The organism is Clostridium sp. (genome assembly GCF_032576335.1).
Classification (GTDB): domain Bacteria; phylum Bacillota; class Clostridia; order Oscillospirales; family Acutalibacteraceae; genus Faecalispora.
In genome coordinates, this window is the sequence record NZ_JAWFXC010000003.1 from 197,452 (window position 1) to 219,289 (window position 21,838).

Annotated in this window: 23 protein-coding genes; 18 read left to right on the forward strand and 5 right to left on the reverse strand. The window is 44.9% G+C overall.

Annotated features, from left to right (window positions below):
* Nucleotides 1-53: 53 nt before the first annotated feature.
* The 8 genes from hisZ to hisE all read left to right on the forward strand — a co-directional run bounded on the left by hisZ (nt 54) and on the right by hisE (nt 6,302).
* Nucleotides 54-1,265 carry an ATP phosphoribosyltransferase regulatory subunit gene (gene hisZ, locus E7L17_RS04885; RefSeq protein WP_316322132.1) on the forward strand — a complete coding sequence of 404 codons (1,212 nt, stop codon included), beginning with the start codon at nt 54-56 and terminating at the stop codon, nt 1,263-1,265.
* Nucleotides 1,262-1,927, forward strand: coding sequence for an ATP phosphoribosyltransferase (hisG, locus tag E7L17_RS04890; protein ID WP_316322133.1), 666 nt, complete (start codon nt 1,262-1,264; stop codon nt 1,925-1,927). Before hisZ ends, hisG begins: the two co-directional genes overlap by 4 nt.
* A complete protein-coding gene (gene hisD, locus E7L17_RS04895) occupies nt 1,906-3,189 on the forward strand; it encodes a histidinol dehydrogenase (protein WP_316322134.1) in 1,284 nt (427 codons plus the stop codon). The genes hisG and hisD overlap by 22 nt, the downstream gene beginning before the upstream one ends.
* Nucleotides 3,186-4,241: a histidinol-phosphate transaminase gene (hisC, locus tag E7L17_RS04900; protein WP_316322135.1), complete on the forward strand. Its 1,056-nt coding sequence runs from the start codon at nt 3,186-3,188 to the stop codon at nt 4,239-4,241. Before hisD ends, hisC begins: the two co-directional genes overlap by 4 nt.
* A gap of 69 nt (nt 4,242-4,310) precedes the next feature.
* The gene (hisB, locus tag E7L17_RS04905; RefSeq protein ID WP_316322136.1) at nt 4,311-4,889 is read left to right on the forward strand and encodes an imidazoleglycerol-phosphate dehydratase HisB; all 579 of its coding nucleotides are present in this window, start codon (nt 4,311-4,313) and stop codon (nt 4,887-4,889) included.
* Between the two features lie 15 nt (nt 4,890-4,904).
* A complete protein-coding gene (hisA, locus tag E7L17_RS04910; protein ID WP_316322137.1) occupies nt 4,905-5,633 on the forward strand; it encodes a 1-(5-phosphoribosyl)-5-[(5-phosphoribosylamino)methylideneamino]imidazole-4-carboxamide isomerase in 729 nt (242 codons plus the stop codon).
* Entirely contained in the window at nt 5,626-5,982 is a 357-nt protein-coding gene (hisI, locus tag E7L17_RS04915; RefSeq protein WP_316322138.1) for a phosphoribosyl-AMP cyclohydrolase, read from the forward strand. The genes hisA and hisI overlap by 8 nt, the downstream gene beginning before the upstream one ends.
* The gene (gene hisE / locus E7L17_RS04920) at nt 5,979-6,302 is read left to right on the forward strand and encodes a phosphoribosyl-ATP diphosphatase (RefSeq protein ID WP_316322139.1); all 324 of its coding nucleotides are present in this window, start codon (nt 5,979-5,981) and stop codon (nt 6,300-6,302) included. The genes hisI and hisE overlap by 4 nt, the downstream gene beginning before the upstream one ends.
* Nucleotides 6,303-6,389: 87 nt before the next feature.
* Here hisE and E7L17_RS04925 read toward each other — a convergent pair whose 3' ends face one another.
* From E7L17_RS04925 to E7L17_RS04940, 4 genes are all read right to left on the reverse strand, one after another.
* Nucleotides 6,390-7,313: a YncE family protein gene (locus tag E7L17_RS04925; protein WP_316322140.1), complete on the reverse strand. Its 924-nt coding sequence runs from the start codon at nt 7,311-7,313 to the stop codon at nt 6,390-6,392.
* Between the two features lie 395 nt (nt 7,314-7,708).
* A complete protein-coding gene (locus tag E7L17_RS04930) occupies nt 7,709-8,026 on the reverse strand; it encodes a hypothetical protein (RefSeq protein ID WP_316322141.1) in 318 nt (105 codons plus the stop codon).
* A gap of 93 nt (nt 8,027-8,119) precedes the next feature.
* A complete protein-coding gene (locus E7L17_RS04935; RefSeq protein ID WP_316322142.1) occupies nt 8,120-8,626 on the reverse strand; it encodes a GNAT family protein in 507 nt (168 codons plus the stop codon).
* 53 nt (nt 8,627-8,679) lie between these two features.
* On the reverse strand, nt 8,680-9,636 hold the full coding sequence (locus tag E7L17_RS04940) for an RluA family pseudouridine synthase (RefSeq protein ID WP_316322143.1): 957 nt from the start codon (nt 9,634-9,636) through the stop codon (nt 8,680-8,682).
* Nucleotides 9,637-9,934: 298 nt separating this feature from the next.
* Between E7L17_RS04940 and pyrE the strand changes: the two genes are divergently transcribed.
* The 6 genes from pyrE to E7L17_RS04970 all read left to right on the forward strand — a co-directional run bounded on the left by pyrE (nt 9,935) and on the right by E7L17_RS04970 (nt 18,336).
* On the forward strand, nt 9,935-10,513 hold the full coding sequence (gene pyrE / locus E7L17_RS04945) for an orotate phosphoribosyltransferase (protein WP_316322144.1): 579 nt from the start codon (nt 9,935-9,937) through the stop codon (nt 10,511-10,513).
* Nucleotides 10,514-10,551: 38 nt separating this feature from the next.
* Nucleotides 10,552-11,280: a RadC family protein gene (locus tag E7L17_RS04950; RefSeq protein ID WP_316322145.1), complete on the forward strand. Its 729-nt coding sequence runs from the start codon at nt 10,552-10,554 to the stop codon at nt 11,278-11,280.
* Nucleotides 11,281-11,369: 89 nt separating this feature from the next.
* Nucleotides 11,370-11,816, forward strand: a complete 447-nt coding sequence (locus E7L17_RS04955; RefSeq protein ID WP_316322146.1) for a hypothetical protein — start codon at nt 11,370-11,372, stop codon at nt 11,814-11,816.
* 179 nt (nt 11,817-11,995) lie between these two features.
* Entirely contained in the window at nt 11,996-13,957 is a 1,962-nt protein-coding gene (gene uvrB, locus E7L17_RS04960; protein WP_316322147.1) for an excinuclease ABC subunit UvrB, read from the forward strand.
* A 121-nt stretch (nt 13,958-14,078) separates the two neighbouring features.
* Nucleotides 14,079-16,922, forward strand: coding sequence for an excinuclease ABC subunit UvrA (gene uvrA / locus E7L17_RS04965; protein ID WP_316322148.1), 2,844 nt, complete (start codon nt 14,079-14,081; stop codon nt 16,920-16,922).
* A 133-nt stretch (nt 16,923-17,055) separates the two neighbouring features.
* Nucleotides 17,056-18,336, forward strand: coding sequence for a LysM peptidoglycan-binding domain-containing protein (locus E7L17_RS04970; protein ID WP_316322149.1), 1,281 nt, complete (start codon nt 17,056-17,058; stop codon nt 18,334-18,336).
* A 316-nt stretch (nt 18,337-18,652) separates the two neighbouring features.
* Here the strand turns inward: E7L17_RS04970 and E7L17_RS04975 are convergent, their stop codons facing one another.
* Nucleotides 18,653-18,937: a zinc-ribbon domain containing protein gene (locus tag E7L17_RS04975; protein WP_316322150.1), complete on the reverse strand. Its 285-nt coding sequence runs from the start codon at nt 18,935-18,937 to the stop codon at nt 18,653-18,655.
* 257 nt (nt 18,938-19,194) lie between these two features.
* Between E7L17_RS04975 and E7L17_RS04980 the strand changes: the two genes are divergently transcribed.
* The 4 genes from E7L17_RS04980 to E7L17_RS04995 all read left to right on the forward strand — a co-directional run bounded on the left by E7L17_RS04980 (nt 19,195) and on the right by E7L17_RS04995 (nt 21,819).
* Complete coding sequence (locus tag E7L17_RS04980) at nt 19,195-20,097, forward strand: DUF5685 family protein (protein WP_316322151.1); 903 nt, start codon at nt 19,195-19,197, stop codon at nt 20,095-20,097.
* Nucleotides 20,081-20,731 (forward strand): DnaJ domain-containing protein, encoded by a 651-nt coding sequence (locus tag E7L17_RS04985; protein ID WP_316322152.1) that lies wholly within the window; start codon nt 20,081-20,083, stop codon nt 20,729-20,731. The genes E7L17_RS04980 and E7L17_RS04985 overlap by 17 nt, the downstream gene beginning before the upstream one ends.
* Nucleotides 20,722-21,270, forward strand: coding sequence for a hypothetical protein (locus E7L17_RS04990; protein ID WP_316322153.1), 549 nt, complete (start codon nt 20,722-20,724; stop codon nt 21,268-21,270). The genes E7L17_RS04985 and E7L17_RS04990 overlap by 10 nt, the downstream gene beginning before the upstream one ends.
* A 108-nt stretch (nt 21,271-21,378) precedes the next feature.
* Entirely contained in the window at nt 21,379-21,819 is a 441-nt protein-coding gene (locus E7L17_RS04995) for a GNAT family N-acetyltransferase (RefSeq protein WP_316322154.1), read from the forward strand.
* Nucleotides 21,820-21,838: the final 19 nt, after the last annotated feature.

The following is a 21,838-nucleotide window of genomic DNA, read 5'->3' on the forward strand; positions in this document are numbered from 1 at the left end:
GATAGTTTGTTGTGCTATCATAGTAGCAAGTTAAAGCAAAGGCGGTGCAGAAAATGAAAAAATACCATAAAATTACTCCGGAAGGCATTCGCGATTATCTATTTGAAGAATGTCTGGTCCATCATCACGTAGAGCACCGTCTGGGAGAGGTGTACCATAACAGAGGATTCCGTCAGGTTGTTACGCCTGGCTTGGAGTTTTACGATGTATTTGACCCGGAACGCTCCGGTATACCGTCGGAAACCATGTATAAGCTGACTGACCGCAAAGGGAGGCTACTGGTATTAAGGCCAGACTCCACTTTGCCGATAGCGCGGCTTACGGCTACCCGGTTGCAGGGGCAAGAAAAGCCCCTGCGATTATTTTATACCCAACAAGTATATCGAAATCATCCGGGATTAAGCGGACACGCGGATGAGATCATGCAGTCCGGAGTGGAATTGTTGGGAGCCGGTGGGCACCGGGCCGATTTGGAAATCCTTGTAACGGCAATTGAAGCGCTAAGCGCTTGTGTGCCGGATTTCCGAATCGAGCTTGGGCACGCCGGCTTTTTTCGTGCTATTGTGGCTTCCATGGGGCTTTCGGAAGAATTTTTGGAAGATATTCGTGGCTTTATTGAAACGAAAAATTACCCTGCACTCGATGAAATATTAGATACGCTTCCCCAAAGCAATGAAGTTTTAGCATTACGGCAGCTCCCCCGTATGTTCGGTAGAGAAGAAATTTTTGAGCAGGCAGAGAGCCTCGTTCTTCCAGAGTGTGCAAAAGAGCCAATTCGTTATTTAAAGAAGCTATACGCAATGCTTTCGGAACTTCAGCTTTCAAACCGTATCATGGTTGATTTAGGGCTGGTACAGCGTAACGATTATTACACTGGTATTGTTTTTAGTGCTTATGTACCTGAGGCAGGCGAAGCTGTATTGGTTGGCGGTAGATACGACCGTTTGCTTGAGCTTTATGGTGCACCTATGCCGGCAATCGGGTTTGCCGCAAACGTAGATATTTTAGCCGATGTAGTCGCCGCGCAGGGGGAACAAAACACGGTTCTTTCACAACAGGTTTTAGTGCATGGAGAAGAGGGGTTTGAAATAAAAGCTCTTGAATACGCGGCGCGCTTAAAAGAGCGTGGAATCTCTTGTGAGTTTTCCGTCTTTGAAGAACGGGAACAGGCGATTCATTACGCAGTTGCAACCGGTATTCCACAAGTTGATTTTGTTTCTGATACCACGGTTTCTATTATGCTCGCGAAGGAGGAAAATGGATGACTCCACTAAAAATAGCGTTAACAAAGGGTCGCTTAGAAGAAAAAACAGTGGCTCTTTTTGAAAAGATGGGATACGACTGCTCCCAAATATACAACAAGGGCAGGCGTTTGATATTACCGGTTGGCGATGGAGAAATTGAGGTGGTGCTTGCCAAGGCTGCCGATGTAATCACCTATGTACAGCACGGTGTTTGCGACTTAGGCGTTGTAGGCAAAGATACTATTATGGAAAGCACCGGCGGCTTTTTTGAGGTTCTTGACCTTGGCTTTGGCAAGTGCCGATTTGCGGTGGCCGGCCCCAAAGATTCCGGTATTTTTGAGGGCTATTCGGCAAAAACCGTTGCAACGAAATACCCGAAAGTAGCCCGTGCATTTTTTGAAAATCGAGATATGGATGTTCGAATCATTAAAATTGAAGGCTCCGTGGAGCTAGCCCCACTACTTGGCCTTGCGGAAGCGATTGTGGATTTGGTAGAAACCGGTTCTACGCTCAAAGAGAATGGGCTTGAAATCTTAGAAACCATTTGCCCCATTTCTGCCCGCTTAATTGTAAATTCGGCGGTAATGAAGCTGAGAAAAGAGGAAATTGAATCCCTCGTCAGCCGTATAGGTCAGGCAAGCCGAAAAAAGGAGGAACGTTTATGCTTAAGCCAATACAATTAAGCGGGGAAGAAGGGCGGCGCCTCTTAGAGCAAATTCGTCTGCGCGGCGAAGAAAAAGATCAACTCGTGGATGCGCGCGTTGCTAAAATATTGGAACAGGTCAAAACCCGTGGTGATTCTGCCATAGACGAATTTACGCTGCAGTTTGACGGTGTTCTTCCCGAAAAGCGGGAATTAAACCGGGATGATATGCAGGAGCTTGCAAAAAGCTGTGACCCCGAATTTATCTCTGCATTGGAACGAGCCGCAAGTAACATCCGCGATTTTCACCAGCGGCAGGCACAGCAAAGCTGGCTGACCACCCGTGCAGATGGTGTTTTAATGGGTCAGCGTGTTCGTGGTTTACAGCGGGTTGGTATCTACGTTCCTGGCGGAACAGCGGCATACCCCTCCTCGGTGCTGATGAATGCCATCCCGGCCAAGATCGCGCAGGTGGGTGAAATTATAATGGCAACCCCTCCTCAAAAGGATGGAAAACCAAACCCGAATATTATGGCGGCAGCGCTCATCGCAGGGGTAGATCGCATCTTTTTAATGGGTGGAGCACAGGCCGCAGCGGCACTCGCCTATGGAACGCAAACTATTCCGCGGGTAGACAAGATTGTAGGCCCGGGCAATATTTATGTGGCTACGGCAAAAAAACAACTTTATGGCCTAGTTGATATCGATATGATTGCTGGGCCGAGTGAGATACTTGTTTTGGCAGACGAAACGGCGAACCCCAAATACCTTGCCGCCGACTTGCTTTCACAGGCAGAGCACGATGTGCTTGCCTCAGCCATTCTTCTTACCACGAGCTTAGAGCTCGCACAAAAAATTGCAAACGAGCTGGAGGAACAGACCGCACGCCTAGAACGCAAAGAGATTATTGAACAGTCTCTTCAAAATTATGGGGCACTGCTTGTTTGCGATACTATGCAGGAGGCTGTTTCTTTTGCCAACAGCCTTGCACCGGAGCACTTAGAGGTTTGCTGTGAAAATCCGATGGAATACCTTGGCAAGCTGGATAACGCAGGTTCTGTCTTTTTGGGGAATTATTCTCCCGAACCTTTGGGAGATTATTACGCAGGAGCAAACCATGTTCTTCCCACAGGGGGCACAGCGCGCTTCTTCTCGCCGCTTTCGGTTGATAGCTTCCTTAAAAAATCCAGCTTTATCTACTATACCAAAGAAGCGTTGGCGGCCGCTGGTACAGATGTAATTACACTTGCCAATGCAGAGGGGCTAACCGCGCACGCAAATTCCATTCAAGTTAGGATGTGAGGATTTTGTATCAACTGAACAGCAAAATCAAAGATTTAAAACCCTACGAACCGTTGAAGGGCGATTTCCGGATTCGACTGGATGCCAATGAATCGTTTCTTCCTCTCCCAACAAATGTTATGACCAAGATGCTGGAGACTCTGGTTCAAACAGACTTTAATCGTTACCCAGATCCTCTTGCAGTAAATCCCAGCCGTGCATTTTCAGAGTATTACGGAATTGATCCGGAATTAGTAACGGCGGGCAATGGCTCCGATGAGTTAATTTCTGTTTTAATAAGCACATTCCTCATGAAGGGTGACACGGTCGTGACGCTCTCACCCGATTTTACAATGTATCGCTTTTATTCCTCGCTTGTAGAGGTTCAGTGCGTGGAGGTCGTGAAAAATAGCGATTTAACGATTGATGTGAATGAACTAATCACTGTTGTAATTCAAACCGGAGCAAAGATGATTTTGTTTTCGAACCCTTGCAACCCGACCTCGTTAGGGCTTACTCGGGAAGAGGTGCGCAAAATTATCAATTCTGTGAACGCTTTGGTCGTACTGGATGAAGCCTATATGGATTTCTGGGATCAATCTCTTCTCGAAGAAGTGGAGCAATACGATAATTTGGTCATATTGCGTACGTGCTCCAAGGCGTTTGGCCTTGCAGCGCTGCGAATTGGGTTTGCCGTGGCAAATCCAACAATTACATCAGCGATTCGTGCGGTGAAATCGCCCTATAATGTAAACACTCTCACGCAGAGTGCGGCTTCGGTTATATTATCTAATTCAGATATACTCAAAGAAGCGAGTAATCAAATTGTTTGTTCTCGTATTTTGCTATCGCAGCAACTAGAGAATTTATTAAAAAGAAAGCCAAATCGTTTTGACTTATTTCCCAGCTGTACGAATTTTGTATTCTTACGTTTGAGTGATGCAAAAAGTATATACGAACAGCTTCTTTTTAAAGGAATTGCAGTCCGTTTAATGGGAGATTGCCTTCGCATTACTGCTGGAGCACCGCAAGAAAATACAGAGCTGATCACTGCACTGGAGCAGATTTTATAATAAGCTAGTGCCTTTTGTAACATGTATTGAATCGAGGGCAGTTCACATGGAAAGAGAGGGGAGCATGCTATGAGAACAGCAGAGCAGCTTCGTAACACAAAAGAAACACAAATCTGCGTTCGGTTGGCACTGGACGGCGGAGAAACAAACATAGAAACCGAAATCGGTTTTTTTGACCATATGCTGCAAGCCTTTGCCACTCACGGTGGATTTGGTTTGCAGATTCAGGTCAAAGGCGATTTATATGTGGATGGCCACCACACGGTAGAGGATACCGGAATTGTACTTGGACGGGCATTTCGCGAGGCTTTGGGGAATCGCTCTGGCATAGCAAGGTTTGGCAGCTTTTATGTGCCCATGGATGAATCGCTGGCATTTGCGGCAATAGATGTTAGCGGCAGGCCGTTTCTGGTCTTTCAGGCGGAGTTCCCGCAGCAGACAATAGGTGCATACGATGCCTGTCTTACGGAAGAGTTTTTCCGTGCTTTTGCTATGAATGCAGAGCTTACCTTGCACACAAGGGTGGAGTACGGGAATAACTCGCACCATATGGTAGAGGCCATGTTCAAGGCTGTGGCACACGCATTGCGCCTCGCCGTAGCACAAACAACACCAGGGCAGGTGCTTTCAACGAAAGGCAGCCTGTAAGAAAGAGGGGATAGCATGATTATTCTTCCTGCAATTGATATAAAAGACGGTGAATGTGTCCGTTTACGGCAGGGCGATTATGATACGGCGCACAAGGTAGCGCAGGACCCACTGCAAACCGCACAGTCTTTTGCAAAATCTGGTGCAAAGTGGATTCATATGGTTGATTTAGATGGTGCAAAAGCAAAACGCCCCATCAATAGTGAGGTGTTTTTCAAAGCGCTGGAGTCTGGACTCCGAGTCGAAGTTGGAGGGGGAATTCGCACGCTTGCAGACGTAGAGTATTATCTGTCGCGTGGAATTTCCCGGGTAATCCTTGGTTCCGTTGCTTTGTATGACCCACTGCTTGTTCGGGAGTGTGTGAAGCGCTGGGGGGAACAAATAGCAGTTGGGATTGATGCCAGAGAGGGAAAGGTTGCCGCCGAGGGGTGGACAAAAACCTCTGAAGTAGATTATATTGAGCTTTCAAAACAGATGGAAGAGAGTGGTGTAAAGTATATAATCTTTACAGATATAGCGAAAGATGGAATGCTAACCGGCCCTAACCTCGAACAGCTCCATCAATTGAATCAAGCGGTATCGTGTCATATTATAGCAAGTGGTGGGGTTGCAAATTTGCAAAATGTTCAGGATTTATGCGGGTTAAAGTTGTATGGTGCCATTTGCGGAAAATCACTTTACAGCGGCACTTTGCATTTAGAGGAAGCAATTCGCGTAGCACAAGGAGAAAAAACAGATGAGTGAAAAGCTTAATACCTTTACAGATGAGCGATTCAATCGCTTTTTTCAAAAGGGAGAATTGATTCCTGTGATTGTGCAGGAGAATGCGACGAAGAAAGTGCTAATGCTTGCCTATATGAATCAGGAATCTTTGAGAAAAACTTTTGAAACAGGGTACACTTGGTTTTATAGCCGCTCTAGGCAAGAGCTTTGGAACAAAGGGGCTACCTCCGGGCATGTACAAAAAGTGGTAGAACTCTATACCGACTGTGACGATGATACCCTGCTTGCAATTGTAGAGCAAACCGGTGCTGCATGCCATACGGGCAATCATAGCTGTTTTTACCGAACCATTGAGAAGGAGATGCAATGAACGTGTTAGAGGAGCTGTACCAAACAGTAGAAAATCGGAAAACTGAGTATGCGGAAGGGTCGTATACTTGTTATCTATTTGAAAAAGGGCTCGATAAAATTCTAAAAAAATGCGGTGAAGAATGCAGTGAGGTTATTATCGCCGCTAAAAATGGGGATAAAAAAGAAACCGTACTAGAGCTTTCAGACCTGCTGTATCACCTTACGGTTCTGATGGTAAACGAAGAAATATCATGGAAAGACATTGAGGACGAATTAAGTAGACGTGAACAGAAAACAGGAAATCTAAAACAGTTCCATTCGGTAGATAAAAACACTTAAGAAAAAAAGCTCACGGTATCTATTTATACCGAGAGCTTTTTTAATTTAGTATCTATTTTTAGAGGGTAAGCTTGAAAGCGGCATAAATTAGCCAACCATAACCGCTCCCGCTGAGGTGCCGCCAAGGGTTACCGTAGCGGTAACTGCCGCCGTATTCGTGTTAATGATAGACAGAGTAGAATCCCCTTCATTGCATACTACAGCAAGAGGGTATGCCTTACTTGCCGCTACTGAACCGGGATGAGACCCTACTGGAATGCGATTGGTGACTTTTTTGCTGTATAAATCAACTACGGCTGCCTTGTTTTCATTTTTTAGAGAAATTAAGCAATGTTGCTCCCCATTAATAAAGGCGATTCCACTTGGGGCGGAATCTAAGCGAACCTCTTCTTTGGCTACGTTGTTAAATGTATCAATTAATATTAAGCTATCACTTTCTTGACCGGCTCCAAGCACAGTTGGTACCGTACTAGCCGAGACGATATGGTTGGGCGAGCTTCCTGATTTTAGCAGATGAATAACTACATGAGACTGTAAATCGACTGCTGCGGTTTGGTCAAGTGAGGGTAAGGTTAAATAAGCGGTTCTGCCATTTGGTACAACGGTCACACTCGATGCGGGGGCAGGGAGAGATATGGAAGAAACCTCCTCCAAGGTATGAGCATCCAATACCAATAAAACCGGTTTTGTATCAAACACAACATAAAGAAAACCGCCGCATGGGGAGACAGCCAGTGCTTTTGGGGAACTCGATAGTTTTTTTGTATCTAGCTTGTTTTCATGGGTTAAATCCAGCTTTTGAATGGTTTTTGAAATGTAGTTAGCCACATAAGCACAACTGCTGTTCGGGCTGATGGCAATACCATATGGATCTGAATCTTCGCCACAAGAAATTTGCATGGTCTGTTTTTCGTCAGCAATATCCACTACTGCGATTCTTTTGTTACTTCTGTCGCAAATGTAGACCAAAGGGTGGCAGCAATACACAAGGCTGTCAGAATAGAAAGACATTTCGCAAGTCTCCTTACTATTTATTTCAATTTCATGGTTCAGTATATGTTCCGGTGTTCACAGTTGCTTATTTGCCCGCCGGTAAAGAGATAACATGAAATGCCTATTTTATGAAAGCGGGTAAATGAAGAATTGCTTTATATGTCATACGGAAAGCTTACTTTTTGTGTATTAAGTTGAAGCTTTTCGTAGGGCTAAGCCCCGTTCGTTCAACATCTCGTTTACTTTAATATGCTGCTTCGCCTTATTATCCGTTGAATTGTATATTCAAATATGCGGAGCAAAGGCTTTCAAATCTTGCAGTGTTTCCCGTGTGAAAATTCAAACTTCGTCATATTGTTTGGCAACTGCCAGTGATTTTTGCTCATCATATGGCCTAAAACGAAAACCTGTTATCAACTTGGTTGATAACAGGTTTTCTTGCTGTTCTTATTCAATTTCTGTTCCAGTAAAAGCAGCTCCAGCAGGCACGAGAGAGGAAGACTATCCGTAATAAGCTGAAAGAGAGGTTCCCCCTGTTGGGATTGTATTCGAACCGCCTGTAAAACGGCAATTCTACGTTTGTGGCTAGGCTGTATAGGAAGCCGGTAATCACAATGGTCTACTTGAAAGCTTACTTCGTAGCTTGCATCCAAAGGGCTGGAGTACCCGCGCTGTTGTAAATAACGCAGCAGAATGTCGTATTGGTCTTGGTGTAGCTGGCGAATAAACATCTTTTTTACTACCTCCGTACTGAAAATGAAGTTCAAGATTCAGTATAGAGGAGTGATAAGTAAAAAGCAGGCTACCCGTGATACTATTTCATCTTATTCTTTTACCAAAGAATAAAGCTTCATATCCAGAACTTCTCCGTTTTTAACAGCGTTCTTTCGAAGGATGCCCTCCGAGGTAAAGCCGGCCTTTTCCAGTATGCGGCATGAGGCGGTATTATAGGCAAACGGTTCGGCAAAAATGCGGAGGATATCACTCTTTTGAAATACATAGTTGCAGATTTGCCGCACTGCATCGGTACCTAGGCCTTGCCCCCAGTAAGGCTCTGCAACGTAATACCCTAGCTCAGCGGTACGAAAATGAATGTTTGCCTGCCGGAACACAGCAATGCTGCCAACTGCCTTGCCGCTTACATCAATGGTAAAGGCGTATTGGCTGCCCGGCTCTGCGCCAAGCATGGCATGAATGAAGCTTTCCGCATCTGAAATAGTGTAAGGGTAGGGGAGACCATCCCGCAGGTTTTTTAGTATATTCGGGTTGTTTAGAGCTGTGGCCAAATCGGGTGCGTCGCTCAGCTTCCAAGTGCGAATGGTACTCTCCATCTCGTATCTCTTCTTTCCAAATGTTGTTTTTCCGATGGGATTCAATGAGTCGATTAATAAGAATAGAAGTCCTTTAAAAACCAGATTTCCTTTGCTTCAAATTCACGCTGGTTCAGGTAATCTAATATTCCTGCTGGGGTAGTAAATTCAAATTTCAGCTTGTAGGAGTAAAGTGCCTGATAGGGGAATCCGGTTTTCTTGTTCTCCCGGTTTGTTCCGTATTTTCCATCGCCCGCCAACGGGTGACCAATGGAAGCCATGTGCGCCCGGATTTGGTGCGTTCGCCCGGTGAGCAGGTCAATCTCCAGCAGGCTGTAAGAGGCTCGCTCCTCCAGTACACGGTAGCGGGTGCGAATGCTTTTAGCGCCCGGAGTACCATGATTGGAAATGTACACTCGGTTTTGGCTTTCATTCTTCTCAAGGTAGCCTTCCAGTGTAGCTGATTTTTCTTTCATGCGCCCGCACACAATGCATAGGTACAGCTTTTTCAGCTCACGGTTCTTTACCTTTTCATTTAAAATGCGCAGAGACTCTGCGTTTTTTGCCGCCATCACGATGCCGCCGGTATTGCGGTCAATACGGTTAACAAGTGCCGGCGCAAAGCTGTTTTCTTCTTGTGGGCGGTACTCGCCTTTGTCGTATAAATAATGCTGCACCCGTGCGATTAAGGAATCAAAGTGGTAGTTTTCATCCGGGTGAACAATGAGTCCAGGCTTTTTATCTAAAATAAGAATGTTCTCATCTTCAAATAGAATGTTCAGTTTCAGCGGCGCTTTTAAAAAATCATAATCCTCCGGCTCCTGCTGAAAGAACTCATCCTTTAAATACATGGTCAAAACATCGCCTGCATTTAAACGCGATGAAATATCGCACCGCTTCCCGTTTAGCTTAATGTCCTTCTTGCGAATGCTCTTGTAAAGCATTGCCTGCGGCAGGTTGCGGTAGGTTTTGGTCAAGAATTTATCAAGACGCTGTCCAGCGTCGTTATCACCAATGGTAACGGATTTCATATGGTATCCCCTTAAACTTATTTGCATTTTAGTATAGCATAAAATCGGTTTGTATTAAAAGAGAAACATGGATTAGAATTCGCATTGTTTTGCACAGTAATTAAGAACTGCCCTTTGCCTTATTTGAACCAGTTGATAGGTAGGATTTTTTGCTATTCTATGGTATAATCTTTTTTTAGAGATACTGCCGAAAATCCGTGCCAAAGATAAAATTGCCGCTTTATTTCTATACTAAGAAATAAAGGTGTTTTGAATAGGCGCAGAGCAGTGGATATGAAAAAAAGGGGACAGCAAATCGATGATTACACAAGAAAGAGTTCTCGAAGTTTTAAAAGAAGCCAACGTTCTTTTGGAGGGGCATTTTCGCCTTACCTCCGGCCGCCACAGTAACCGTTACCTGCAATGCGCCAAGGTGTTTCGCAATACCAAATACAGTGAGGAGCTTTGCGGTGCGTTGGCAGAGCATTTTGCGAATGATGGTGTTGAGGTAGTCATCGGCCCTGCAATGGGTGCGGTGCAAATGGCTTACGAGGTTAGCCGTGCGCTGAAATGTGAAAACTTTTTTGCTGAAAGAGAAGACGGAGCGATGACACTCCGCCGTGGCTTTGCAATCAACCCCGGGCAAAAGATTTTAATAGTAGAGGATGTAGTTACCACAGGCGGTTCCGTGCGTGAAGTCATTGAGCTGGTTTGCGCAGCGGGCGGCGATTTGGTTGGTGTTGGTTCTATTGTAGACAGAACCGGCGGTAAAATTGATTTTGGTGTACCGTTCCGCTCCGTTATCTCTCTCGAGGTTGAGTCGTGGGAGCCGGAAGAATGCCCGCTTTGCAAAGAGGGTAAGCTGGAGCTGGTAAAACCCGGCAGCCGTAAGGTATAAGCAGAGGCACAATCCCCCATTCCTTTTAGAAAGGCGGAGTGCGATTGAAAACGGAACGCATTCCTGAAAAATCCGAGGCGATTCATGAGGGACACCGAAAACGGGTACAGGAGCGGTTCTTAAAAGATGGAATTGATGGCTTTGCCTCTCACGAGATTTTAGAGATGCTCCTCTTTTTTGCCTTCCGTAGAGGGGATACCAATGAGCTGGCGCATCGCTTAATCGACCGTTTTGGCTCTTTATCCGGTGTGTTTCACGCGCCTTACGAAGAGTTGCTTCGTGTTGCGGGGGTGGGTAAGGTATCTGCCCATCTAATTAAGCTGATTCCCGAGTTATGCCGCGCATACTATGAAGACTGCCACAAAGAAAAGGTTCGTGTATTCGAGGTGGAGCAGGCAGCGGATATTCTTCGAAGAAAGTATATTGGCCGCCAAAATGAAGTAGTGGTACTGCTTTTGCTCGATAGCCAATGCCGTCTGCTTTCTTGTGAGGTAGTAAACGAAGGCACAGTGAGTACGGTGCCGGTTTATGTGCGGCGTATGGTTGAATTGGCGGTGCGTTACAATGCCAGCGCCGCGATTATGTCTCACAATCACCCCAGCGGGAATCCGGTTCCCTCTCGGGGAGACATTGAATCCACTATCTCGGTATTCCACGCGCTTCAAGCAGTGAACGTACCACTGCGTGACCATATTATTTTTGGAGACCAAGACTACGTTTCGCTCTCTCATTTGGGGATTCTAAAAGATATTATGGAGCCTTTCTAAGTGTTACTGAAACAAATTAAAAGGGTTGTCGCCTTTGCGATAGCCCTTTTTGTATATGAAAAAAACGAATTTAAGTATTGGAGGATAAGATGAACTGGGAGCTAAAACAAATTAATATGCCAAACCCGAATGACAAAGGAGACTACCCCAATTACGAAAACAAACTACAACCCCGAAGGAGTTTTTCAAATCGTGAATTAGAATCTCTCTTTTATGAGCATGAAAAAGAAATCATGACGATTGTAACTCATGAAATTGCGCTATACTTATCGGATGAAAGCGTTTGTAATGATGATGAAGATATGTTCCCCCGTGGGTGCGAGATGACGGGAGAATGGTATGTGGGTGAAGTGGAGCTGTTTAAAGAAGATGATGAAATTCGCGGCTATGTGCTGACTCGTTTTTTAGGGTATAACCCTCCTGGCTCTGCGAGAATGCCGATAGATGACTATTTAGGGCTTGAGGTTTGGGTGATGTTTGACCCGGAACAGGGCAAATTCGTATTTGAGGGTGGGCTGAATAGTTCATCCATTTAATCAATTATAAAAGCAAGTGGTTATGGCAGTTATGATGGAATAGCTGCTGTTGACAAAAACGAACAAATGTACTATTATGATAAAAATAGATTTTCCATATATGGAAAGAAGTGAATGTTACGGTATTGGCTTCTAATGTGGTAAAATAGAGTGAAAAAGCTGTGATGGGGAGGGGAAGCATGGATTTTAAGCTGGTTTCAAAATATCAGCCCACTGGCGATCAGCCGCGTGCGATTGAGCAATTGGTGGAGGGGCTTAATAAAGGGGACAAGGAGCAAACACTTCTTGGTGTTACGGGTTCGGGTAAAACATTTACTATGGCAAATGTAATTGCGCAGGTGAATCGGCCTACGCTCGTTTTAGCACACAATAAAACGTTGGCAGCTCAGCTCTGCTCGGAGTTTCGCGAGTTTTTTCCGGAAAACTCGGTAGAGTATTTTGTTAGCTATTACGACTATTATCAGCCGGAAGCCTATATTCCCACCACAGATACGTACATTGAAAAGGATTCTGCAATTAACGATGAAATCGACAAGCTTCGCCACTCTGCAACCTCCGCTTTGTCTGAACGACGTGATGTAATTATTGTGGCGAGCGTTTCTTGCATATATAGCTTGGGTAACCCCATCGATTACCACACGATGGTTATTTCACTGCGCCCCGGAATGCAGAAAAATCGGGATGAGCTTCTAAAGAAGCTGGTGGAGCTGCAATACGAACGAAACGACGTAAATTTTGTTCGTAATAAGTTTCGCGTACATGGCGATGTCGTCGAGATTTTTCCGGTTCAGTCCAATGAAAACGCGATTCGTGTGGAGTTCTTTGGGGATGAGATTGAGCGCATTACCGAAATAAATGCACTTACCGGAGAATTAAAAGCCTTCTTAAAGCACGTTGCGATTTATCCCGCTTCGCACTATATTGTTCCCCGTGAGAAAATGATGGTTGCTGTGCAGCAGCTTGAGGAAGAGATGCAGGAGAGGGTAAAGCTCTTTGAATCGGAGGGCAAGTTGATTGAGGCACAGCGAATTCGGGAACGAACAATGTACGATGTTGAAATGCTGCAGGAAATTGGTTTCTGCAAAGGCATTGAGAACTATTCACGTGTTCTATCCGGTCGGGAACCAGGCAGTGCACCATTTACACTGTTTGATTATTTTCCGGAGGATTTCCTCCTGTTTGTTGACGAGTCTCACGTTTCTTTGCCGCAGGTTCGCTCAATGTATGCAGGTGACCGAGCCAGAAAAGAGACGCTAATTAATTTTGGTTTCCGGCTGCCGTCTTCATACGACAACCGCCCGCTTAATTTTGATGAATTCTATGAGCGTGTGAACCAAGCGGTTTTCGTGAGTGCCACGCCGGGCGATTTGGAGCTGCAAAAATCGGCACAAATCGTTGAGCAGGTGATTCGCCCTACTGGCCTAGTGGACCCCGAGGTAATTGTAAAGCCGGTGGAAGGGCAGATTGATGACCTAATCTCTGAAATTAACCTGCGTACCGCTAAAAACCAGCGTGTACTGGTCACAACCCTAACAAAGAAAATGGCAGAGGATTTGACCGCATACTTTGAAAACATGGGTATTCGAGTGCGTTATATGCACCACGACATAGACACCGTTGAGCGCATGGAAATTATTCGTGACCTGCGCCTAGGCGAATTTGATGTTCTGGTAGGCATTAACCTTTTGCGAGAGGGAATCGATTTGCCGGAGGTTTCACTTGTAGCTATTCTGGATGCGGACAAACAAGGCTTTTTGCGTTCTGAGCGCTCGCTGATTCAGATTATTGGCCGTGCGGCTCGTAATGCAGAGGGGCAGGTTATCATGTATGCCGATTCCGTAACCCCTGCTATGGAAAGTGCACTACGTGAGACCCAACGCCGACGTGAGTTGCAACAGAATTATAATGAAGAGCATAATATTACACCTAAAACGATTATTAAAAGTGTTTCGGATATATTGGAAATTTCTTCTCACAAAGAAGATGGCAAAGAGAAAAAAGGCAAGCGCATGAGTGCAGCGGAGCGCAAGCAAACCATTGAAAAGCTCACGCGTGAAATGAAAGCTGCCGCTAAGCTTTTGGAATTTGAACATGCAGCTTATTTGCGTGACAAGATCAAACAACTTAGCAGCGGAAAATGAGAACGGTCTATTTAATAAAATGATGCACTGCATTTTGCTTGCTTTGAGAAGCAGGGTATAATAAAATAGCAGCGCAGCCCAGAAATCATAGATTTCATCAGGCTACGGAGGTTAAATTCGTATGACGGCAAAAAACATTCTTGTTAAAGGCGCAAGAGAACATAACTTAAAAAATATAGACATAGAGATTCCGCGCGATGAACTTGTCGTGCTTACGGGTCTTTCCGGTTCCGGTAAATCATCCCTCGCATTTGACACAATCTATGCAGAGGGGCAGCGTCGCTATGTGGAATCGCTCTCTTCTTATGCCCGTCAGTTTTTGGGGCAGTTAGATAAACCAGATGTGGATTATATTGAGGGCTTGTCACCGGCAATTTCTATTGATCAAAAAACAACATCGAAGAACCCACGCTCTACGGTTGGTACGGTAACCGAAATTTATGATTACCTTCGCTTGCTGTATGCGCGTATCGGAATTCCACACTGTCCGGTTTGCGGGCGAGAGATCAAACAGCAAACGATCGACCAAATTGTCGATAAGGTGCTTTCTTTACCAGAAGGCACCAAAATTCAAGTGATGGCACCGGTTATCCGTGCCCGCAAGGGCGAGCATGTTAAGGAGCTGGAGGCGGCTCGCCGTGGCGGCTTTGTTCGTGTTCGGGTAGATGGAATTTTGTATGATCTGTCCGAAACAATTAAGCTTGAAAAGAATAAAAAACACTCCATTGATATTGTGGTCGACCGACTCGTGATTCGGCCGGACATTCGCTCTCGTTTGGCAGATTCGGCAGAAACGGCTTCTACCTTGGCTGACGGCTTGATGATTGTAAGCGTGGTAGATGGGGAAGACCTGCTTTTTTCTCAAAATTATGCATGCCCGGAACACGGTGCAAGCATTGAGGAACTCACTCCTCGTATGTTTTCCTTTAACAACCCAGCGGGTGCGTGCCCCAAATGCACGGGTCTCGGCGTTTTCATGAAAATAGATCCGGATTTGATTATACCGGATAAGCGCCTTTCCATTAGCAAAGGTGGCCTAAAAGGCAGCGGTTGGGCGATGGAAGGCAGTAGTATTGCAGCTATGTACATGACTGGCCTCGCGAAGCATTATCATTTTTCACTCGACACACCCTTAGGAGAACTATCTCCAGAAATAATCGATATTCTCCTGTATGGTACAAAGGGAGAGAAAATTGAGCTGGAACGTACGAGCGAGTACGGCCATGGCAAATATAAGACGGAATTCGAAGGTGTAATCAATAATCTAGAGCGCCGTTTTCGCGATACGCAAAGTAGCTGGATTAAAGAAGAAATTGAATCGTATATGAGCGCCATTCTTTGCGACGAATGCAATGGAAAGCGACTGTCTGCTATGAGCTTGGCGGTAACGGTTGGTGGCGTGAATATTAGTGATTTCTGTGAAAAATCAGTTTCAGATGCACTTGCATTTATAGAGCAGCTTGAACTGACTCCCCGTGAAAGCATGATTGCCAAGGCGATTTTGAAAGAAATAAAGAGTCGTTTGGGATTTTTGCAGAGTGTTGGCTTGGAGTATTTAACCCTTGCTCGTTCGGCGGGTACGCTTTCCGGTGGAGAAAGCCAGCGCATTCGTTTGGCAACGCAAATTGGGTCGTCCCTGATGGGTGTTCTTTATATTTTGGATGAACCGAGTATTGGATTGCACCAGCGAGATAACGACAAACTGCTGGGTACATTAAAACATCTTCGCGACATTGGTAATACCGTTCTGGTAGTAGAGCACGATGAAGAGACGATGCTCGCAGCAGACCATATTGTAGACATTGGCCCCGGTGCAGGTGTGCATGGCGGTTATGTAATTTATAATGGCCCTGCAAAAGAGATTGTACATTGCGAAAAATCGATTACCGGGCAGTACCTGAGTGGTGCAAAGCGCATAGCGCTGCCGGAGAGCCGCCGTAAAGGGAACGGAAAGCAGCTTAAGATTGTTGGAGCAACACAAAACAATCTTAAAAACCTTACAGTGAAAATCCCTTTGGCTGAGTTTGTGTGTGTTACTGGTGTTTCAGGTTCCGGTAAATCATCTCTTATTAATGAGATTTTGTATAAATCATTGGCGGCACAGCTCAATGGAGCGAAAACAAGACCCGGCGCTCACAAAGAAATAAAAGGTGTAGAAGAGCTGGATAAGGTGATTGAAATTAATCAGGCGCCCATCGGCCGCACTCCACGTTCAAACCCCGCCACGTATACCGGTGTTTTTACAGATATTCGAGAACTGTTTGCCTCTACACAAGACGCAAAGCTGAGAGGCTTTAACTCTGGTCGATTCTCCTTTAACGTAAAGGGTGGCCGCTGCGAAGCCTGCCAGGGAGACGGTATTCTAAAAATAGAAATGCACTTCCTGCCAGATGTGTATGTTCCTTGCGATATTTGCAAGGGCAGGCGCTACAACCGTGAAACACTTGAGATTCGCTACAAAGGCAAAAATATTTATGATGTACTGGAAATGACGGTAGAGGAAGGGCTCGAGTTCTTCTCTAGTATCCCAAAAATTCAGAGAAAGCTGCAAACTCTTTATGATGTTGGGCTTGGCTATATTAAAATAGGACAGCCTGCCACCACACTATCTGGTGGTGAAGCGCAGAGAGTAAAGCTTGCTACGGAGCTTTCAAAACGGCCGACTGGGCGTACCATCTATATTTTAGATGAACCAACAACAGGCCTGCACATTGCAGACGTTCACCGATTGATTGATGTGCTGCAAAAGCTAGTGGATACCGGGAATACCGTTTTAGTAATTGAGCATAATCTCGACTTAATTAAAACGGCAGACCATATTATTGATTTAGGGCCGGAGGGTGGTGACCGCGGCGGCACGTTAGTAGCAGAGGGCACACCAGAGCAAGTAGCGAAATCTAAAAAGTCGTATACTGGTCAGTATTTGAAAATCGCGCTGGAGCGCGATAAGGCAAGGCAAAAATAGTCTTTGTCCTCATATTACGAATACTCTTCTCTTTTCACAGCATATATTTTAAGGCATCCTGTTATTTGCAGGGTGCCTTTATCAATTGCTAAATATAGTGCAAATATTGTGCGGAGAAAGAGGAGCGTTGACAATGACAATTCATGTAGTAAAGTCGGGGGAAACGGTATATTCCATCGCAGCTATGTATGGTGTTTCCGCGCGCGATGTTATTCAGTATAATGAATTGGACGAACCAAATCGTTTGGTACCCGGCCAAACAATTGTCATTTTGTTTCCGCGCCGCGTGCATGTGGTAGAAGCAGGGGAAACGGTATATTCCATTACCCGTCAATACGGTATTACCATCAATGAACTCTATCGCAATAACACGAAGCTGGGGGCACTTCCTGTAATACAACCCGGGGAAAGGCTTGTGATTTCTTACGAGCAGCAGCGTTTGGGGGCAATGTCGGTAAACGGGTATGCGTATCCGTTTGTTGACCGCACATTGTTCCGTCAGACGATGCCATTTATGACGTATATGACCCCGTTCACATATGGGTTCACCTTTAACGGTGATTTGGTTCCGCTTGAGGATGAGGATTTAATTGACATCGCCTTGCAATACGGCGTTGCACCACTGATGCATCTCTCAACGCTAACGGAGGATGGCGGCTTTAGTAATGAGCTTGCACACCGTGCACTGAATGATATAGAGGTGCAAAATCGTCTGTTAGATAATATTTTAATCAATCTTAGGCAAAAGAATTATAAGGGATTGGATGTTGATTTTGAATTTATCTATGTAGAGGATCGAGATAAATATACGGCGTTTATTCGAAATGCAACTCAAAAGCTGAACCCGGAGGGGTACGAGGTAATAGTTGCCTTGGCTCCGAAAACCTCCAGTGATCAGCCCGGGCTTTTGTACCAAGGCCACGACTACGGAGGGTTGGGTGCAGCGGCAAACGGCGTATTGCTGATGACCTATGAGTGGGGCTATACCTATGGCCCGCCAATGGCTGTTGCTCCGATTCCAAGTATTCGTGCAGTGCTCGATTACGCGGTAACGCAAATCGCACGCAATAAAATTTATATGGGAATGCCGAATTATGGTTATGACTGGCCTTTGCCATATGTGCGTGGTACAACGAGGGCACAGTCAATCTCTAATGTGGAAGCCGTGCGTTTAGCGAGAGAATTTAACGCGGAAATATTATACGATGAAACGGCGCAAACACCGCACTTCCAATATACCAATACAAGCGGCGAGGTGCATGAGGTATGGTTTGAGGATGCCAGGAGCATTCAGGCCAAGCTGGCTTTGGTAAGGGAATATGGTTTTCTGGGAATTGGGTATTGGAATTTAATGAGGCCGTTCCCGCAGAATTGGTTGGTACTCAATGCCCTTTATAATATTCGCGCCTTTTAGGGGTAATAAAAAACCGCCAGCGAAGCGGGCAGCAATTTCAAGTTCTATATCGGCTGTTCTTTTAAAAAAGGTTTAAGTCTTAACGGAATGAACTTATATTTTATACACTTTAATTCATATTCTCATTTACCCTATTCCCAGAAGAAAAATAATCGGTGATAAGAATGTTTGATAATGAAGTGAATTTTGCGAATGGTATTATAAACGCAGAAATGCGCCAAAGCGACGGAAAACCGTGCTTGGCGCATTATTGCTAGAGATTGAAAAGTAACGATATGGAACCGGCAACCGAATAGGTTAAGCCGAAAACCTTTTGTTATCTTCTGTTTGCAAAGCAGTCGCTGCAGTAAACAGGACGCTCGTCGCGGGGCTGGAACGGAACCTTGCAGGTTGTACCGCAAGATGCGCATACAGCTGTAAACATCTCTCTGGGGGCTCTCTCAGAAGATTCCCCTCTGGAATTTTTGCGGTTAGAGCGGCAAGCTTTGCAGCGCTGGGGCTCATTGGTGAATCCTTTTTCCGCGTAAAACTCCTGCTCGCCGGCGGTGAATTCGAATTCTGCGCCGCAGTCTTTGCAAATCAAAATTTTGTCTTCGTACATAAGATACCTCGTTTTGTTTAATTATACCCTCGTTATTGGCGGGCATTGTATTCATTATATGAGAATAGGCAGAGTTTGTCAATCAGTTTACGCCAAATTCCCGGATTGTTTTTGTAAAAAATTTCTAGAATATCAAGTATAGCAAGAAAAAAATCGACTCTTTTCGACAGAAGTGAAAAAATTTACAGATTATTAATTAACGATACGCTTAAAATATAGTAGAATAAAACGTACAAGCTGAATGTTAGGAGAATATTGTGTTCGGTTATATTAAGCCTCAAAAATCCGAACTGCTTGTCCGGGAATTTGAACAATATAAAGGAATTTATTGTTCGATGTGTAAAGAGTTGGGGAAAAGCTATGGATTTTTCTCTAAATTTACGCTAAGCTATGATGGTACGTTTTTGGCAATGCTAATGATGGCGCGTTCTGAGCAGCAATGCAAAATGAAACAGGGAAGGTGCTCGTTTAATCCCACGAAAAAGTGTCCCTTTTGCGAGGGTGAGTACCCAGAACTGAAATTCGCGTCTGCATTAACGGTAATCATGACCTACTATAAGCTGCGTGACGACCTGCATGACCCAGGGATACAGTCACGCTTCAAAGCGTTTTTTCTTTACCCGCTATCCATTCGGGCACATAGAAGAGCAGCAAAAGATTACCCCAATTTAGAAAAGGTAGTTGCCGATGCCATGCAGCTCCAGGATGACATAGAAAAGCAGGAAGTTCCTCCTTTGGACGCATGTGCAGAGCCAACCGCTAAAATGCTCTCTGGTGTATTTTCTCAATTGGCAGAACCAGAGACAACTGAATACCGTATTCTAGAACAGTTTGGTTATTATTTAGGCAGATGGGTCTATTTAATGGATGCCGCTGACGATATTACAAGCGATTTAAAGCAGGGTGCGTTTAATCCGTTTATTCGAGACTATGGTCTTACGGTTAACAGTACACAAGAAAAATTAGTGGAAGCGGCGGAACGCTGCAATCAAACACTTAACATGACTGTTTCTCAGGCGATTGCCGCATTTCATCTTTTGGAGTTGGGTGAGCAGTTTGCACCCATTCTAAACAATATCGTTTGTCTTGGACTGCCGCAAATGCAAAAAGAATTTATGCTGAAAATGGAAAAGGGGAAAAGCAATGTCAGATCCTTATAAAATACTAGGAGTTTCTCCTGCGGCGACTGACGAGCAAATTAAGGCCGCTTACCGTGAGCTGGCAAAAAAATACCACCCGGATAATTACGCCGGCAGCCCAATAGCAGATTTAGCGGGCGAAAAAATGAAAGAAATCAATGAAGCGTATGATGCCGTTATGAGCCAGCGCCGTAATAAAAACAATGGTGCGCAATATTCCGGCGGTTATGGTTCTACCGGTGCGGCGGGCTCCAGCAATTACCAAAGCTATGGTGCGCCGCAAAATTCGAGCTACAGTGATGTTCGCAATTTGATTATGGCAGGGCGCATTGCGGATGCAGAGCAGATATTAAATGGCGTTCCGCTTGGCAGCAGAAATGCAGAATGGTATTTTTTAAAGGGCTCTATATTATACCAGCGCGGTTGGCTGGAAGAAGCGCATAACCACTTTACACGTGCCTGCCAGCTTGACCCCAATAATTTGGAATACCGTGCGGCACTCAACCAATCAATGAATCAGCGCGGAGGAATGTACGGCGGCTATAATACAACGTATGGCGCCGGAGGGTGCAGTTCATGCGATACCTGCATGGGTTTGCTTTGTGCAGATACATGCTGCGAATGTATGGGCGGCGATTTAATCCCATGCTGTTAAACAGAAGTGCCCCTGTGGCGTTTTGCGGTGTTGCTGCTGCATTATCTGTTGTATGTATGTTTCTTACCGGGTTGATCCCCATTTCAACTTATGCGCTAACGGCAATGGCAAGTTTGCCCTGCATGGTAATTGTAATTGAGTTGGGTACAAAATGGGCTTGGCCGGTTTATGTTGTTGTTAGTGTGCTTTCTATGCTATTTGCAGCAGATAAGGAAGCCGTTATACTGTATATTTTGTTTTTAGGGTACTATCCCATTTTAAAAGCACACCTTGAACGGCTTTCAAAAATCGTGTCTTGGGTTTTAAAATTATTTGTATTTAACCTCGCTGTTGTAGTAGGTTATTATATAGCGATTATCTTTTTGGGAATACCCAGAGAGAGTTTTTTCGCATTTGGAAGCTCAACACCGTTCTTACTTTTGGCGGCTGGCAATGCCGTGTTTGTTGTGTATGATACAGCCTTGTCCGGTATGGTGATGGAATATTATAAACGCTTTCATCGTCTTGCACAGCAATGGCTAAACCAAAAAATGAGATAAAAGTTGGGGCGAACGGTTATGCTGTTTGCCTTTTCTATTTTCGAAATAATTTTATTATCTATCAATCAATCGTTAGTAAAATAGCGAATGCGTAGGGGGAGAATGGAAATGATACGTGACTTACAAAGTAACGATAAGAATATTTTTTTATCGATGGTAAATGAGTTTTATTCATCGAATGCAGTAGTACATAGCGTAGATCCCAAAAACTTTGAAATCACCTTTTATGCCGCAATTGAAAAATCACCATTTTTGCGAGCTCTTATCATAGAAGATGAAGAGAAACCCGTTGGATATGCGCTTTTATCATTTACATATTCCAACGAGGCTGGGGGCTTAGTCGTGTTAATTGAAGAGCTTTATCTCAATAAATTTTGCAGAGGCAAAGGGATAGGGCGCCAGTTTTTTCAATATTTAGAACAGGAATACCCGTCGGCCAAGCGGTTCCGCTTAGAGGCAACCAAAGAAAATGAGGATGCAATTCGTTTGTACCAAAGGCTAAATTATAAAGTTTTGGATTACATTCAATTGATAAAGGACACCGAATAACAGGTTAACGTAATTAGCC